The sequence below is a fragment of the Klenkia soli genome (assembly GCF_900103975.1).
Classification (GTDB): Bacteria; Actinomycetota; Actinomycetes; order Mycobacteriales; family Geodermatophilaceae; genus Klenkia; species Klenkia soli.
Map to the genome: position 1 here is coordinate 64,837 of NZ_FNIR01000010.1, position 16,155 is coordinate 80,991.

Consider the following 16,155-nt stretch of genomic DNA (forward strand, 5'->3'; position numbering starts at 1 on the left):
GGACTCGGGGTCAGATCGTCGTGTCGACAGCAACCCCATCCGGTCTCAGGAAGACCAATCGGGGGCCCTCGCTCAGGGAGCCTGCTGCGGTCAGGGCGGCTTCGTAACTCGCCAGCTGGGGACGGTAGTGCACGGCACGTCCATCAATGGCGGCGCTGGGTACTGCGTCGGTCTTGTAGTCGACGACCATCAGCGTGCCGTCATCCCTGCGGACGACGAGGTCGACGATGCCCTCGAGAATCGTGCCATCGGCCTGGACCGCGCCGACGTACATCTCACGCCAGTGAGGCTGGGTCGTTGCCTCGCGGATCAGCGCCGAGTCGAGGGCTGATTGCACAAGGGCCGTGACGACGTCGGCGTGCGGCTCGACGCCCTCCGCGGCGCACTGCGCCGCCACTGCCTCGTCCAGTCCGGCACCTGTCGCGAGGTCGACGGTCTGCAGGACGGCGTGCACCGCTCGGCCGATCGCCGTCCCGTACCGCCCCTTCGACCACGGGGGAAGGTCAAGGTTCTGCGCACCCTTGGCCAGACCGGTGTCGCCGCCACCGAGGGCCACCGCAGGCTCGCTGCCCTCCAGCCCGGATGCGGAGATGGCCGAGGTGCGTCGACTTGCCTCGCGCGTTGGGCTGACGGTGGTCCACCAGGCGTCGCGGTCCGGCGGCGTCGCCGGCATGGTGGGGGCGGCGACCGGCACGACGTCGGCAGGCAACTGGTCGACCGACCAGGCCTCAGCTCCGGAGCGGGCTCCACCGTCGTCGGCCAGCAGCTTCGCGCTCGTCTGGGAGGCCCCGGCCGACCGGTGCAGGGAAACGACCAGGTGATCCCGCGCTCGAGTGGCCGCTACGTACAGCAGCCGGCGGCGTTCCCGGTCGTCCATCTGCTCGTCGACGGGCGCGGCCAGGTCGAAGTCCCCGGTGGTCACACCCTTGCGGATCGAGACCTCGTAGCCGTCGGCGGTCCAGAGCACCCGCACGCCACCGGGCCGGCGCACTCCCGAGGTCATGCCGCTCATCACGACGATCGGGAACTCCAGCCCCTTGGCACCGTGCACGGTCATGATCCGCACGGCCTGGGCGTCCGTCTCGGGCAGCGCGGACTCCGCGACCCGCGACGAGTCCCCGCTCTGCTGCTGCGCCCACGCCAGGTAGGCCCGCAGCCCACCGTGCTCCGATTCCGCCCACGCCCGGGCCTGGTCGACGACGAACCGCAGTCGTCGCCACTGGTCGCGGGCCTGCGGGCCCTGCGCGGCGACCTCGAGCATGCGGCGGTCGGCGACCAGCCGCGTCAGCACCTCGCTCGGCGCCATCCACCGCGCAGCCCGGTGCAGCCTCTGCAGGTAAGCCAACGACCGTGAAACGGGATGCTCAGAGCGGGTCTCGTCGAGGGGAGCGATGACGCTCAACGCCCCGCCGCCGTGCTTCCAGGTCCACAGGTCGTCGTCGCCGCAGCCGAAGAGCGGCGACCGCAGCGCGGTCACCAGCGACAGAGCGTCGGACGGGTCGGCGATGGCCCGAGCCGCGGCCATCAGGTCGCGGACCTCCTGCGCCTCGTACACCAGCGAGCTGGACTCGGCCCGGTACGCGATGCCCGCTCGGTTCAGGGCGGACTCCAGGAAGGGAAGGGACGTCCGCGCTGGTAGCAGGACGGCGACGTCGTCCAGACGTGCCGGCCGCCATGCACCGTCGACGTGGACCGGCCATCCCTCGGCGACCGCCCGGCGGATGACACCGGCGACGTCAGCGGCCTCTCGCTCGCGCAGGGTCGAGGCGCTCGACCTGGGGAGTCCCTGGTGCGGCTCGGCACCGAGGACGACGACGGCAGGTGCGCCGCCGTGCGCCGGGCGCTCCGGCACGAGTGGCTGGAACGCAGGCTGACGGTCGGGCTCGGCCACGATCAATCGGTCGAACACGGCGTTCACCCAGTCGACCACCGGCGCGACCGTGCGGAAGTTCGTCGTGAGGCTGACCTGCTCGCCGATGACGCGCTGCGACCTCAGGTACATCGCGATGTCAGCGCGGCGGAAGCGGTAGATCGACTGCTTGGGGTCGCCGACGACGAAGAGCGACCCCGGGGAGACCACGACGTCCTCCCAGCGCTCGGCCGAGGCCGCCGCGCCACCCGCGATCCGGACCGCGAGCTCGATCTGGATGGGGTCGGTGTCCTGGAACTCGTCCAGCAGCAGCCGCTGGTACCGGTCCTGCAGGGCGGCTCGTACGGGGGTGCCGTCCTCACCGCGGAGAACCTCGCGGGCGATGACCAACAAGTCGTGGAACTCCAGACGGCCGGCGTCGCGGCGCTTCTCGGCAGCCTCGAGCACCCGCTCGGCGATCCAGCGGGAGAGGATCCGCAGGGTCGGTTCGAGGACGGCGGCGACGGCCGCGGCGGCGTCCGCGACGAGCTGGCGGCACTCCTCCTTCAGGCCGTCGAGCGCCGGCTTGCCACCCCAGTTGCCGGCCTGGCCGTAGCTGAACTTCAGGTCTGCCGCAGTGCCCAGGGCGGCGAGCCGGAGGCCGGCGTCGCTGGCCTCGGCGAGCGTCAACCCCCAAGCGCCGAGCCTGGCCAGGTGCGGCAGGAACTTGTCGTCGGCGGAGAGGCAGGCGTCGGCGCGTGCCGCGAGCGTCGCCGCCCGGTCGGCCAGTGCCTCCACCCCGGTCAGGCTGGGCGTCGTCGACTGGGGGCCGGCGAGGACCCGCTCCGCGACCAGGTCCCAGTCCGCGTTGAACAACTTGGCCAGTGACCGGAGGTTGTCGAGGGTGACGCCGGCCGACATCGCCAGCATCAACGGCTCGTCGATCGTGTCGTCGTCCAGCAGCTGACGGCGCTGCTCCGCCCATCGGGCCTCGAAGGCGACGGCCGAGCTGAGCTCGTCAGCCACCTCGATGAGCGGGGGCAGGCCGGCCTCGATGGGGTGCTCGGCCAGGATGCGCTGCGCGAAGGAGTGCAGAGTGCCGATCGCCGCGCCGTCCAGGTCGTCGAGCGCCTCCTCGGCGCGCTGGCCGTCCGCCTGCTCCAACGCGGCCCGCAGCCGGTCCCGCAGCTCGGCGCCGGCCTTCTCGGTGAAGGTGACCGCGGCGATGCGGCGCAGCGGCACGCCGTCGTGCACCACGAGGTGGTGGATGCGCTCGACCAGGCTCCGGGTCTTGCCCGAGCCGGCGCCGGCCTCGACGAACAGCGTGCGGTCGGTGTCCTCGCGGATCGCCCGCCGGGCGTCGGCGTCCTGCAACGGGTGGCTCACGGGGCGCCTCCGGTGGTCGGCTCGATGAGGTCGACCAGGTCGCTCAGGGCGGGGTCGCCCTTCGTCTGCTCCCACCGCCGGCGGGCGTCGGCGTGGCCCACCCCGTCGGGGTTGCAGAAGTGGCACTGCACCCAACGGAAGTCCGGTTCGGAGGGTGGCTTCGGCGGGAACAGACCGCTGCGGATGCCGCTGACGATCGTGTGGAGGGTCTCGGCGTAGCGCTGCTCCACCTCGTCGTCCAGCGGGACCTGGATACGGCCCTTGTCCCGTCGGACGAACCAGTAGGCGGCCTCGACCTCGGCGTCGGGGGCGTGCCGCGCGCGGGCGGCGTGCGCGTAGACCGGCAGCTGGAGCTTCGTGCCACCTGCGACCGGGTCGACCTTGATCGCCTCGAAGGAGCGCTGGCTCCCGCTCTTGATGTCGGTGACGAACAGCCGTCCGTCGTCTGCTTGGTCGACCTTGTCCGCGGCGCCGCGCATGAGCAGCGTCGTCCCGTCGGGAAGCTCGATGGCGACGGGGTCCTCGCCCTTCATGCCGAAGGCCAGCTCGCTGGCGATGACGGCTGCGCGGTGCTCCGCCCGCCAGATGTCGTCGGCCTCCAGCATCGCTGAGAGGTCCGCCGAGACTCGGGCGATGGTGCGTGCCCACAGCCTCGGGTGCCCGGCGCGGCCGTCCGCCTCCAGCTCGGCGCCCTTCTCCGCGCAGATCTGCAGGAGCCGCTCGTGCTGCTCGGTGCTCCAGGGTTCACCGTGGCCCGGCAGACGGCCGGCGAACTCGCGGCACAGCGCGTCGAAGCTCTCGTGCATGAGGGTCCCGATGTCGGCGGCACTGGCCTCGACGACGTCCTCGGGCTGCTCCACCGGCTCGACGCCGAGCATGCGCGAGACGAAGTACGCGTGCGGACAGCCCGCGTAGCGCTCGAGTGCCGTGGGGGAGACGACCCGCGTGCCGTCGGCGTGGTCGGGCAGACCGTCGACGCCGGACAGGTCGCCGTCGAACCGGGTGAACCGGGGTGCGGCACGCTCGCCGAGCAGGTGGACGGCAGCCGCAGCGACGTCGTCGTCGATGTCGACCCCCGCGTGCGCAGCCTGGGTGCGCCACTCCTGCTCGCTCGCGGGCAACGCTGCCGTGGTGAGCGAGCTCGCGAAGGACGGCGACGTCGTCCAGTGCTCGGAGTGCTTCTCCCACTCGGTGGCCGCCAGCTTCGGGATGCCGGTCAGCGCGCGCATCGTCGGGAGCAGCCAGCGGCTGGGCAGGTGCTGGCTCTTCGTGCGCAGGTCTCCGCGCGGGAAGCTGGCCGTGACCGACGGCGCCGCGGCGAACGAGGCGAGCAGGTGACGGTGCTGGGCGTCGATCCGCTCGCGGTAGCCGAGCAGCTGCCCACCGGTGACCTCGCGCGCCCGTTCCGGCAGGAGTGGGTCCTCCTTCAGCCGGCCGGGGAAGACCGACTCGGCCAAACCGAGCACGAAGACGCGGTCGGCATCCAGGCCGATGGCGCTGGACACGGGTCCGACGTACACCCCGTCACCGAACCGACCGACGCGGGGGAGTGCGGCCTCGAGCTGGTCGGCCACCGTCTCGCGGAGGGCGGGGAGCGACGGCTCCCCGCCGTCGAACCCGTCGAGGACGGCGACGCCGCCCATCGCGGCCGCTGTGGCGACGGCGGCGTGCTGCTCCTCCTCGGGCAGGTGGGTCAGCGTGTCGGGTTCGCCGATGAGGTCGTGGAGCAGGTCGAGCGACCACTCGCTCAGCGCCCGCCACGACCGGAGCGACCGGCCCACCGCCAACCGGTCCCGCAGCGCACAGGCGAACGCACGGAGCGCCTCGGCGTTCTCGATGTTCGCGGTCAGCCGGGCGACCATGCCCGGGCGGGCGTCGTCGCTCTCCTGCTCGGCGGCGAGACGGCCGCGTTCGTCGTGCGTGTAGCGGCTGAGGCGGGTCTCCCAGTCGGCGCCGTGCACGACGCCGGCGGTGCGGGACAGCCGTTCCCAGCGGCTGACCGGGACGCGGTCATCGGCCGCCGTCCGCATCGGTGCGGTGGCGAGCACGCGGAACAGGTCGCCCCGCGGCACGTCGCGGGCGGGACCGTCACCGGCCAGGTCGATCAGCTCCAACACGGCTCGAGCCAGCGCGCGTTCGTGCACCGGGCGGGTGCCGGGCCCGTTGACGACGATGTCCGCGGCCCCGAGGTGTTCGTGCAGCAACCGGGCATAGGGGTTCTGGGCGGTGTAGAGGACCGCGATGTGGTGCGCCGGCGTCGTGGTGAGGGCCTTGACGACGTCCCGGACGACGCAGCGGACCTCGTCGTCGGCGTCGGAGGCGGTGAGGACGGCGGTCGCGGTCGGCTCGGCGTCGTTTCCGGTTGCCAAGGCCCCCACGCGGGCCAGCGAGCGGTGGACCGCTGCGTCGGCCTTGGGGTGGCCGGTCAACCCCGCGACCGTGTGCACGGTGCCGGATCCGCTCAGGGCCAGAACGAAGGCGGCCTCCGCCTGGTCGAGCACCTGGGGCAGGTAGAGGACGACGGCGCCCAGCTCGGCGATGCGCTCGGGGTGGTCGCGGCAGATGGCCGCTGCGGTGACGAGCAGGTCGTGCTGGTCGTACCAACCGGTGGCGAGCGAGGTCTGGACGCTCCGGTGGAGGCGGACGAGGTCCGGCCCGAGCGGCTGCACCCCGGCCAGGGCGTTGAGGGCGGTGTCGTCGAGGTCGCGGAGTTCGCGGCCGGCGCGGACGAGGGCCTGCACGGTCACCGGATGGTGGGCGACCTTCGCGAAGACGCCGGCGTCGGCGGTCAGGCAGGCGCGCCAGGCGGCGGTCAGGACCGGCCCGGTCGAGGGACGGCGCGGGTGCAGCGCTGCTGCGGCGAGTTGCTCGGCCAGCCGGGTCGCTGTCGTCGGGAAGATCGCCGCCACACCGTGGTGGCCGTCGCCGAGCCCGTGTGCGAGGAACCGACGGGCGACGATCCCGGCCAGGTTGTTCGGCATCAGGATGGTCACCGGCGTCATCGGGTCGCCGCCCTTGAGCTCCCGGACGACGCGGCGGAGCTCGTGCAGCGCGGGCTGCCCGTACGCAGTCATGTGGTGATCCCCCGTGATCGGACTGGCTCGGAACGTAACAGCGAGCGAGTGAGGCGCAAGCGTCTGCGGCCTGAATGGCCACAGTTCACTCGGAGCGGTCAGCCACAGTGCAGTTGCATCGGAAAGGTCGCCGCCCTCTGGTTGAGTGCATGCGACCGCATCACGAGTGGCGCACGACACGGGGGGCTCGATGGCAGTGACGCTCACACGGGGAACGGTTGAGGTCGACAGATGACGTTCACACCCTTTGTCACCGAGAAGCTCGACTACTACGTCTACTTGTTGCGCGATCCTCGAGATGGTTCCGTCTTCTACGTCGGGAAGGGCGTGGGCAATCGGGTGTTCGCCCACGCGGCTGACGAGCTCGTAGCTGCCGACGACAGCCCTCTGTCGACGAAGCTCGACACGATCCGTGCCATTCGTGCGGAGGGTCTCGTCGTCGGCACGGAGCTGCTGAGGTTCGGCCTGACCAGCAAGGAGGCGTTCGAGGTGGAGGCGGCCGCCATCGAGCTCCTCTCGAACAAGACGCACAGCTCAGTCGCCCTGACCAACCTGGTCTCAGGTCACCACGTCGAGGAGCGCGGCTGGATGACGACGGACGCGGCAGCATCGACCTTCGAGGCGGAGGCGGCACCAGACATCTCCGATGCCGTTCTCCTGATCAGGCCGAGTCAGCTCTGGTCCCCGAAGATGAGCGGCGATGCACTGTTCGAGGCCACGCACGGCTGGTGGGTGCTGAACCCAGCCCGTGCAGCAACCGCCACCTACGTCCTGAGCGTTTCCCGGGGCGTCATCCGTGGCGTCTACCTCCCGACTGGGTGGCGGGAGCAACGACAGGGCGATCGGGGGTGGTCCTCCGCCCCACGCAAGACCCGCTGGGGCTTCGAGGGGGTTCAGGCAGACGACGACTTCTCCCGTGCAGTCCTCAACAGAGACGTCAGCAGGTACTTCGCCAGAGGAGCGCAGAATTCAGTGCGCTACCTCAACTGCTGACGGGGCACGAGCGCATGCCTTCTCACCCCGGCCACGTCTTCGTGGTGCCCGGACGACTCGATCTCCTCGACTGCGACGACGTCGTCGTCCCCACCGACCACTCCGTGCACGTGACGCGGACCTGGACGAGCACCCTGGACTGGGGGAGTGCACCCGTCCGCCGCGCGGAGCGAGGGGCGGTCACATCGCTGTCCGACCAACGTCGGGTTGCCCAGCTTCCGGAGCGGACCGGGAGGCGACGCTGGCTCCTCTCCGTCGGCCACGGTGGTGGTGACATCGAAGCTCTCGCCGACGGCCTCCAACAGTGTCTACGGGCCATCGCCAGCACTCAGATGTTGGGCGACCGATCTGTCCGGCGGGTGGGGCTGCCCACCCTCGGCGTCGGTCAGGGCGGGTACGGAGGCAAACGTGGTGAAGTGATTCGTGCGCTGCTCGAGACGGCTACGGGATTGGCGCAAGAACTCGGCATGGATGTCGTTTTCGTCGCGTACAACCCTGCCGACTACTCGGCCTTCCAATCGGAGCGGCGGAAAGCCGGCGACATGCTGTCGGCCGAGCAGGAGACGCTGGCCAGGGCACTTGCCGAACGAGCGAAGTCCGGAGAACTCGCGCTGTTCATGGGGGCGGGTACCAGCATGTCGGCCGGGCTCCCCTCGTGGAACGGGCTGCTCGCTGCGCTGGCTGCCCGCGTCGATCTTCCCTTCGATGCAGCCGCTTGGGACAGGCTCGGTCCATTGGACGCGGCCGAACTCCTGCGCCGCCGAGCCGCTGACGTGCACCACGGTGAGGAGGGGGCGCTGGGCTGGCTGGTCTCCGAGATCATCGCGCCGAAGAAGCGGTACGGACTGACCCATGTCCAGTTGGCCGCGCTCCACTGCGAACAGGCCATCACCACCAACTTCGACCACCTCTACGAGGACGCAGTGGCGGCGGTGGACGGACGCCGTCCGCTCGTCGTGCTGCCCGGGGGGAAGAGCCGCGAGCTCGCCGGTACCAGCAGTGCAGGGTGGCTTCTGAAGCTGCACGGCGACGTATCCGCACCTGCCTCCGTAGTCCTCGCTCGCCGGTCGTTCGTCACCTACGACGCGCAGAGGCGCCCTCTCGGGGGCGTTCTGCAGTCCACTCTGCTCACGAAGCACCTGCTCGTCGTCGGCGCGTCGATGACTGACGACAACGTGATCCGACTGATCCACGAGGTCGCAGAACTGGGTGAACGCAGCCACGGGTCCGCTACGGAACTGGGCACCGTGATCAGCCTGCAACGAGATGACCTGCGTCAGCAGATCTGGAAGCCAGAGTTCGCGTACCTGGCACTCGGCGAGCGGAACGGTGACGTTGGTCGTGCCGCGCGAGAGCTCGAGGTCTTCCTCGACCGCGTGGTCCTCCTCAGCGAGACCGGCCAGGCACACCTGATCAGCGAGCGCTACGCGCCTCTCTTGGGTACCGACGCAGAACGTCGCGCGGCCGCGTCCGCAAGGCACCTCCATGAAGAGATCGCCGGACTCGGGGGCGAAGGTTGGAGTGCGCTCAGAGCAGCCCTCGAGCAGTTCGGCGCCGACCCGACGTGAGGCTCCTGCATAGGAACACGTCGACCAGCGACTGATGAACCGCATCACCGCAGGCGCGTGGTGGAAGTGACCTCTGCGGTCGGGGCTACCTGTCGTCCGAGGCGTCGACGAGCCAGTTGACCCCACCGATCGAGACCAGTGCGGACCGAAGCCGACTCTGGGTGTCGACCATCCAGTCCAGGAACTCGGGCCAGCGCTCGGTGTCGTCGACCTCGCCGGTGATCTGAGGGGCCTCGACCCGGCACGCCTTCTTCCCGGGTAGTGGGTCCCAGACCAGCCGACCGCCGAAGGCGGTCTCGAACTCGGCTGCTCGACGAGCGAGCCGTTGGTAGATCCTGTCGTTCTCGACGCCATCGGAGTGCCCGAAGTACAACTCGCTTCGCACCCCCGGCGAATTCGTGAAGCTCACGCCCCACCTGAGTCCAGCGCTACCGGCGGTCATCTCGAAGTAGTTGGCCTGCGGCGCTCGACCACGTGACCACGTCGGGTGTGCAGCCTTGAGGCGGTCCAAGAACTGCTCCCAGAACTCCCTGTAGAGGCCTGCTCTGGAGCTGATGCTCTGACTCGACTGGGCAGCGTTCTTGACGATCTTCTGCCAGTCGTTGGGCTGGGAGACGACGCGGAACAAGGGGGCGTAGGGAGACGTCGCAATGCGGACCGCCGCCACCTCGACACCGAAGAATCGCGTGCCTTCGCCTGTGCGGGTGTTGAGCCAGTCGAGTGCTGCCCTGTGCTCCGGTTGGAACGTGGGCGCCACCCAGACGATGTTGGCGACGTCTTCGACCCCGGCGGCGTAGGTGAGCAGCTGTCCCAGGTGACCGTGGTCGGTCCGTTCCAACTGGTTCTCGACGATGACACGTTCGCCGGTGCTGAGGTCGTGTCCGATGAGGTCGAGTGAGAAGTTGCCGACTGGGTGCTCTGCGCCGGTCAGCTCGAGATCCATCCCCAACGCGTCGCCGAGGTGGTTGGCGTTCTGCAGGAGCCACGGGGTGAACACATGCGCCTCGTGGGCCCAGACCTCCCGGACAGCGACGTACTCCAGTGACCCGAGGTGGGGGATGTCGCTCATCACGCCTCATCTTCTCCGCTGCGCTGCCCGTTGCGCCGCAGCCGTGCGGTACCGAGTTGGTGCGTTGCGACCGCTGCGGTTGCGCGTCAACAGTTCGCGGCGGTTGCGACCGCCCCCGGCATGAGCGTCAGGGTCATGCGAGTGCGTTCGTCCAACGAAGCCGTGCGGTGGTCCGCCCTTCGGCCCGTTCGACATCGACGACGGCGTAGTCGCCGCCGGTGATGAGTTCGGCTTCCTCGGGCACTACTCCCGACGCCAACCATGCCGGGACGGCCGGGAAAGGCCCGATGACCTCGAAAAGGAAGCGGCCGCCGTACTGCTCGGTCACCGCTCGGTCCAATGAGAGCCCCCAGAGCGGCATCCGAATGGTGCCCGAGTCGATGACGGATTCGATCTGGGCGTCCTTCTCTGCCTCCGACTTCAATCCGCGGCCAGCGAAGTCACCCGCAGGTAGCGAGGCCACCCGCGCCCATCCGGCGGCGTCCCGCTGGTCGGCTCCCGCCACGGCATCCAGGAGAGTGCGGGCGGCCGCGAGCGCGTCCGGGCGCTCCTTGGCCTTCTCCTCGTGCGCCGCGATGTAGCTGGCCTGCACGTAGTGCGGAACGCCGGTGAGCACTCGTGCGCCGGCGCGGATCAGCGAGGACCCGACGTCCTGCCCGCTCTGCCAGAGCGAGCATGCCTCGCCCAAGGGCATCTGCGTCATTCCCGAGCCTCCATCCGATGGCCTGTCGATCCCCTCTATTGGCCCGAAGCGAGCCAACCACTGACCAGCAGCGGTGGGAATGAAGATCGACGGTGTGTAGAGGATCTTGACACCGACGGCACCGGCGACTGCCGAGTGGAGCACCCGACGGCACGCAGGGGACAGCGCGTGGGCTCCCGCGGAGATCAACAGTCGGACTTCGTCGACACGCAACTCCCCGCCACGGTTGAGGACAGCCCGCAGGTGATCAGTGTGTGGTGCTGGAGGAAGGAGCTGGAGGAGCGAAGCCACCTCGTCGATCCCCATCCCGGACCAGGGTGCCTCGACCTGCGCCCAGAAGTTCCACGCAGTGAAGCCTTCAGCTCGTCGGCTCTCACTCTCCGGGTGGAGCATGTAGACCGCGTACGGCATCGTCGTCAGCCCTCGTTCGGGCCGGCGGGTTGCTGCACGCGCTCGAGTGCGGCGGTGAAGCTGTCGTTCCACCGGCTCAGGTGCGGCCACCTGGCCGCGACCGTGTCGGTCGCCTCCTGCGCGGTCAACCCCTGGCTCCGACGCAGCCACGCCCGCAGCACCAGCCCGGTCCGCGACTGCCCGGCGTGGCAGTGCACCAGCACCTGCCGGCCCTCCGCTCGCAACGCCGCCATGTCGTCGAGGACGTCGGCCAGGACGACGTCGATCTCGCTGTTGGCGTCGTCGTCGGTGAGATAGGCGAACCGCTGCACCTCGTGACCGAAGGGCTCACCGGTCCGGCACAGCGAGACGACGGCGAACTCCCGCGAGCTGCGCCGGGCGCCGTCCAGGTCGCTGGCCCACACCCCGTCGGCGATCTCGCGCGGCTCGAGACCAGGCGTCGATGGAGCCTCGTACCGGTCCCCCGACTTCCCGGTGAGCCCCGCGGTGACCGCATGCAGGTCCGCTAGGTCCCACACGCGATCGCCGAACCCGGGCACCCATCCGTGCACGACCGACGTCCAGCGCATCGGGATGCCCGCGATGCCGAACACGGCTCCGGCCAGACCACCCGCGACGGCGGCCACCGTGTCGGTGTCGCCGCCGAGGTCGACCACCCGGCGCAGCACCTGCGCGAAGGACGTCGCCCCGCGCAGCGCCCACACGGCCTGGCCGAGTGTGGGCCACACGGCTCCGTTGCTCTCGGTCGCATCCGCCGGCGTCCATTCAGGGGCCAGCACCGTCGCCCAGCGCTCACGGTGCTCAGCTGCGACGTGCTGCAGGGTCTCGGGGACGGCGGCCAGCGGATCACCGCCGTCCAGCGCCACCCGCACCAGCTCGTGGAAGATCGCGCAGCCCTCGCCGGCGGACGGGTCGCCGTGGGTGAGCGCCGAGATCCGCCGGGCGGCGTCCATGGTCGCCGTCCGGCCCTGGGGGGCGAAGAAGACCGCCGCCGGCGTCGTCCGCATCAGCGAGCCGTTGCCGGCCGCGTGCCCGGACCGCGCGAAGTGCTCGGCCGCGGCGACGTCCCACGGTCGACCGGACCCGAGGACGGCGCGGGTCTGGTTGCCGATGTCCGGCGGGTTCGCGCCGGCCCAGCGGTGGAAGCGTTCGAACAGGTCGGCCCCGTCCAGCCCGCCGCGGTCGACCAGGGAGCCGGCCACGAGCAGGGCCATCTGGGTGTCGTCGGTGAACTCGCCTGGTTCCCAGTTCAGCGAACCGCCGCCGCACATCTCGGTCGCGGCTCCGCGGGCGTCCTGCGGGAAGCGGGCCGAGAAGCGACCGGCCGGGCCGAACTCGAAGGGTGCGCCGAGGGCGTCGCCGACGGCGGAGCCGATGACCGCACCGGCAGCGCGGTGGAAGCGGGGCATGGTCATGACGCCTCCAGGACGGGGTGGGTGAGGTCGATCGCGGTCAGGTGCACGGTGCGGTCGCGCCAACGGACGTCGTCCACCCGGATGCGTCCGCCACCGCCGTACCGGCGGCCCGCCCCGGCGCCGCGGACCGCGGTCAGGTCGGTGCCCTGCACCCGCTCGGCGAACGCGCGGGCCAGGGCAGCCGTCGTGCGGACGGCGGGCCGGCCGAGTGCATCGAGCGCGGCGGCCTCGAGCAGCGGCCGCCAGTGGGCGCTGAGCGCACGGCGTGAGCCGAACAGCTCGAGGGCGACCGGCCGCCCGGCGATCCCGATGAGGACACCGCTCTGCCCGGCCAGCGGGGTGAGGTCAGGCGCCTCGACTTTCGCCCGGTCGAGGCGGTCCGTCAGCGAGTCGGTGGGGGAGGGCCCGGCGACCGCGGAGTAGCCGGACACCCGGCGCCAGACCCGTTCCTGCGCGTCGGACTGCTCCAGGTGCGGCCGCAGGGCGACCGGCGCGCGGCGGGCCTGACGCCGGTGTGCGGTCTCACCGCCCCAGCGGCCGTGCTCGACGCACAGCACCGGCAGGACGGTGGGGGTGGCCGGCGCCAGGACGGTCGAGGCGGTCAGCGTCCGGTTCTGCCAACCGCCCTCGAGCAGCTCGCCGGCCAGCAGGAGTGTCGGCTTCGCCGACCGGTTCATCACCACGAGTTGGTCGACCGACGGCGCGCCGGCCCGCTCGGCGACGTCGACCTCGGCAGTGGCGCCCGTGGCGAGGCCGGTCACCGGCGACGCGTCGGTCCAGACCGGGAAGACGGTGAGGGCGCCGCGGTGGGTGCCCTGCCCCACGTGCAGTCGGAGACGAACCATGCTGAACACCCCGTTCGAGTTCACGCAACATTGCGTATATCAAAGAGATAGACGGGTTCTGCGTTAAAGTCAAGGGCGTGTACCGCGACTCGTCCGGCAAGGCGCTCACCGACTACCCGCGGCCGTCGGTCGCTGTCGACACGGCAGTGCTGACCGTCCCGCCCGCCGCGGGGTCCCTCGACGTCGTTCTCGTGCGCGGGGACGGCGGCTGGGCCCTGCCCGGGACGTTCCTGCACGAGGGGGAGACGCTGGCCGAGGCGGTGCAGCGCTCCCTCGCCGACAAGGTCGGGCTGGGCGGGCGGTCGCCCCAGCAGCTGCAGGTCTTCGACGACCCGGGGCGGGACGACCGAGGCTGGGTCCTGAGCGTCGCGCACGTCGACGTCGTCCCGTGGGACGAACTGGCGCCGGTGCTCGAGGCACGTCGGGACGACGTCGCGCACCGGCCCTGCGACGAGGTGTTCGGTCTGGCCTTCGACCACGACGAGATCGTCCGGCTGGCTGCTGAACACGTCCGGGCCCGCTACCGGGACCGGCCAGATCCAGCCGGGTTGGTGCCTGAGCCGTTCACCCTGCGCGAGCTACGGGTGGTCCACCAGGCCGTGCTGGGCCGACTGCCGCGTTCTTCGGACACCTTCCGGCGGGCCATGCTGCCGCTGTTGACCGAGGTGCCCGGTGTTCGGGAGGGGACGGTCGGGAAGCCGGCGCAGCTGTACCGGCGCTGACCGGCCTCACACGTCGGGGTGGGGCGGTCCCCTCTGCGCCGGAATTGTCGGACCCCTCCGCCAGAATCGGCCTGTGACCAGCGCTGATGCAGCAGATGACAGCTCCCTGTGGAGGACCGCCACGGGCGGTCGGGCGCACCTCGCGCGGTGCTCCCACTTGGTCGGCAAGAAGATCATCCCGGCCACCGACCAGCCAGTCTGCGACTCCTGCCAGGCCGAGCGCGACGGGCACGGGCGGGACTACCAAGCTGACCTTCTGACCGCGTTGCCGGTGATGGGCGTATCTGTGACCGACTGGCCGCAGGTGCAGTCCGTGCTCGCGCCTGTCGATCACGATGAGGTCTGGCTGCCGTACAGCAGGAGCTACATCGCGCTCGGCCGCAAGGGCAGGGCAGTCGCATGGGTCGGCAAAAGCTACGTCGACGTTGCCGGCGAGATCAGGACTGAGCTCCCCGGCTACACCGGTGTCGTGAAGAACGGCGGCAGCGTCAAGGAACCTCGTCGCGGCGACTCATGCCCGACCTGCCACGAGACGAAGTCGCTGAGCGGCGCCTGTGCCTGCAACTGATCCCGCAGTCAGCTCGCTCGCCGAGCTTTGCCGAGTACTCCGCACCCAGGACCTGGCCGGGGTGAGTGACCTGGTCATGGAGGAGAACGAAGCTGAGACCTGGATCGAGACCACGGACGACGGGATCGAAGTCCGCTGCGACACCGTCGGCACCGGTCTGGTCTTCCCGTTCAGCCTCTCCGAGTTCTGGGAGGTCGTCCAGGAGACGGAGGACGACCAGGTCCGCCGATGGGAACGCGACGAGACCTGAGCCGAACTGTCGGACCTGGGTGCGACGGTACTGATCCGGTCGTCGTGGGGTGTCCGGTCACGGGGGTGCGTGGATGGACGAGTTCGGTGTGGTGCGGGGGCAGGTGTGCCCGCAGTGCGGGATCGAGGACGCCGTCCCGGTGGCGGTCGGGATGCCGGACGCCGAGCTGGCCCGGGCCGCTGACCGCGGGCTGGCGGTCATCGCCGGGTGCGTCGTCGTCGACGATCGGGGTGGACTGCACTGCCGGGCCTGCTCGCACGAGTGGGGCTCGGTCGACGACCCGACCGCCGACGAGCTGATCCTCGCCGCCCTGCTCGCCGTCGGACATGACGACGTCGTCCAGGCGATCGGCCCCGGCTGGCGGCAGGTCGGTGACGACGTGGTCGGCTTGACCTGGTTCGTGAGCGGCGAGCCCGCGCAGGTGGCGGTCGGCGTGGGCGCCGGTGCACTGGTCATCGGCCCGGCCCGCGAGGACCTCGCCGTCGTCGAGGACGAGGGCCGGACCTTCAGCCGGGACGACCTGCTGTGCTCCCCGGAGTGGCTGGCCGCCGCGGCCGACGAGTTCGCGAGGGCCCGCAGACGCAGCTTTCGCTGGTGCCCCACCTGCCGCCGCCCGCACCCGCCCGAGGAGTTCGCGGGGTACCGCGGGGTCTGCGTCGACTGCGTGCGACGGCACCACGGGCTCGGGCGATGAGCGAGCCGCGGCGGCGCTGGGTGGCCCGGATGCCCACCCACGCCGAGCTGGAGTCCGACGACTTCCACCCGGCCGAAGAGCTCCCGCAAGGACCTATCCCGACCGGGCCCGAGTTCCGCGTGATGCGCCTGATCCGGGGCTTCTCGCTGCGCGACATGGCGGACCGGGTCCGACGACCAGTTCACTGGGTGGCCGCCATCGAGGGGCGCCGCGTACCGCTGGCTGACCTGGACGAGCTGGTGCTGCACACGGTGCTGAGGAAGTGCGGCGTGCGGTGGTTCCCGGACCTGCTCGAGGTCGCGAGCGCGGCGTGGCACGACAGCGACCTGCACGACTGGGCCCAGCTGCTCGACCACACCGGGAGCGAGGACCTGGCCGACCTCGACGACATGGCCGGGCCCCGCGTGCAGGTCACGCGTGCGGACGACGCCGTGCTCGTCGTCGGCTCCGCCGCCCGGGTGCAGATGCTGTTCCCGCTCGACATCGAGGAGTTCTGGGACGTCGTCGAGGACGTCGCGGCTGCCGGGCCGCGGACATGACCCGCACGGGTCACACCTGCGTCCCTCGTGACCGGAGCCCTGCCAAGCTGCCCCGGACGGTGTCGATGA

General features: G+C 70.8%; 13 protein-coding genes. 7 read left to right on the plus strand and 6 right to left on the minus strand.

Annotation, left to right across the window (positions count from 1 at the left end):
• Nucleotides 1-10 precede the first annotated feature (10 nt).
• Together BLS67_RS15865 and BLS67_RS15870 are read right to left on the minus strand one after the other, a co-directional pair.
• A complete protein-coding gene (locus BLS67_RS15865) occupies nt 11-3,235 on the minus strand; it encodes a UvrD-helicase domain-containing protein (protein ID WP_091246961.1) in 3,225 nt (1,074 codons plus the stop codon).
• A complete protein-coding gene (locus tag BLS67_RS15870) occupies nt 3,232-6,309 on the minus strand; it encodes a PD-(D/E)XK nuclease family protein (RefSeq protein ID WP_091246962.1) in 3,078 nt (1,025 codons plus the stop codon). Before BLS67_RS15870 ends, BLS67_RS15865 begins: the two co-directional genes overlap by 4 nt.
• A gap of 231 nt (nt 6,310-6,540) precedes the next feature.
• Between BLS67_RS15870 and BLS67_RS15875 the strand changes: the two genes are divergently transcribed.
• Both BLS67_RS15875 and BLS67_RS15880 read left to right on the plus strand, forming a co-directional pair.
• Complete coding sequence (locus BLS67_RS15875) at nt 6,541-7,302, plus strand: LEM-3-like GIY-YIG domain-containing protein (RefSeq protein ID WP_091246964.1); 762 nt, start codon at nt 6,541-6,543, stop codon at nt 7,300-7,302.
• 14 nt (nt 7,303-7,316) lie between these two features.
• Nucleotides 7,317-8,870 (plus strand): SIR2 family protein, encoded by a 1,554-nt coding sequence (locus BLS67_RS15880; RefSeq protein ID WP_091246966.1) that lies wholly within the window; start codon nt 7,317-7,319, stop codon nt 8,868-8,870.
• Nucleotides 8,871-8,955: 85 nt separating this feature from the next.
• Here BLS67_RS15880 and BLS67_RS15885 read toward each other — a convergent pair whose 3' ends face one another.
• The 4 genes from BLS67_RS15885 to BLS67_RS24145 form a co-directional block, all read right to left on the minus strand.
• Nucleotides 8,956-9,939 (minus strand): DUF4268 domain-containing protein, encoded by a 984-nt coding sequence (locus tag BLS67_RS15885; protein ID WP_131801757.1) that lies wholly within the window; start codon nt 9,937-9,939, stop codon nt 8,956-8,958.
• Nucleotides 9,940-10,072: 133 nt separating this feature from the next.
• On the minus strand, nt 10,073-10,948 hold the full coding sequence (locus BLS67_RS15890) for a hypothetical protein (protein ID WP_131801758.1): 876 nt from the start codon (nt 10,946-10,948) through the stop codon (nt 10,073-10,075).
• A gap of 110 nt (nt 10,949-11,058) precedes the next feature.
• Nucleotides 11,059-12,468 (minus strand): ADP-ribosylglycohydrolase family protein, encoded by a 1,410-nt coding sequence (locus BLS67_RS15895; protein ID WP_091246970.1) that lies wholly within the window; start codon nt 12,466-12,468, stop codon nt 11,059-11,061.
• Nucleotides 12,465-13,313 carry an ARPP-1 family domain-containing protein gene (locus tag BLS67_RS24145; RefSeq protein ID WP_207500650.1) on the minus strand — a complete coding sequence of 283 codons (849 nt, stop codon included), beginning with the start codon at nt 13,311-13,313 and terminating at the stop codon, nt 12,465-12,467. The genes BLS67_RS15895 and BLS67_RS24145 overlap by 4 nt, the downstream gene beginning before the upstream one ends.
• A gap of 77 nt (nt 13,314-13,390) precedes the next feature.
• Between BLS67_RS24145 and BLS67_RS15905 the strand changes: the two genes are divergently transcribed.
• The 5 genes from BLS67_RS15905 to BLS67_RS15925 all read left to right on the plus strand — a co-directional run bounded on the left by BLS67_RS15905 (nt 13,391) and on the right by BLS67_RS15925 (nt 16,086).
• Complete coding sequence (locus BLS67_RS15905; RefSeq protein ID WP_091246973.1) at nt 13,391-14,035, plus strand: NUDIX hydrolase; 645 nt, start codon at nt 13,391-13,393, stop codon at nt 14,033-14,035.
• A gap of 157 nt (nt 14,036-14,192) precedes the next feature.
• On the plus strand, nt 14,193-14,603 hold the full coding sequence (locus tag BLS67_RS15910; protein ID WP_131801759.1) for a hypothetical protein: 411 nt from the start codon (nt 14,193-14,195) through the stop codon (nt 14,601-14,603).
• A 61-nt stretch (nt 14,604-14,664) separates the two neighbouring features.
• Nucleotides 14,665-14,853: a hypothetical protein gene (locus BLS67_RS15915; RefSeq protein ID WP_091246976.1), complete on the plus strand. Its 189-nt coding sequence runs from the start codon at nt 14,665-14,667 to the stop codon at nt 14,851-14,853.
• A gap of 73 nt (nt 14,854-14,926) precedes the next feature.
• Nucleotides 14,927-15,547, plus strand: coding sequence for a hypothetical protein (locus tag BLS67_RS15920; protein ID WP_091246978.1), 621 nt, complete (start codon nt 14,927-14,929; stop codon nt 15,545-15,547).
• Nucleotides 15,544-16,086, plus strand: a complete 543-nt coding sequence (locus BLS67_RS15925; RefSeq protein ID WP_091246980.1) for a hypothetical protein — start codon at nt 15,544-15,546, stop codon at nt 16,084-16,086. The genes BLS67_RS15920 and BLS67_RS15925 overlap by 4 nt, the downstream gene beginning before the upstream one ends.
• Nucleotides 16,087-16,155: the final 69 nt, after the last annotated feature.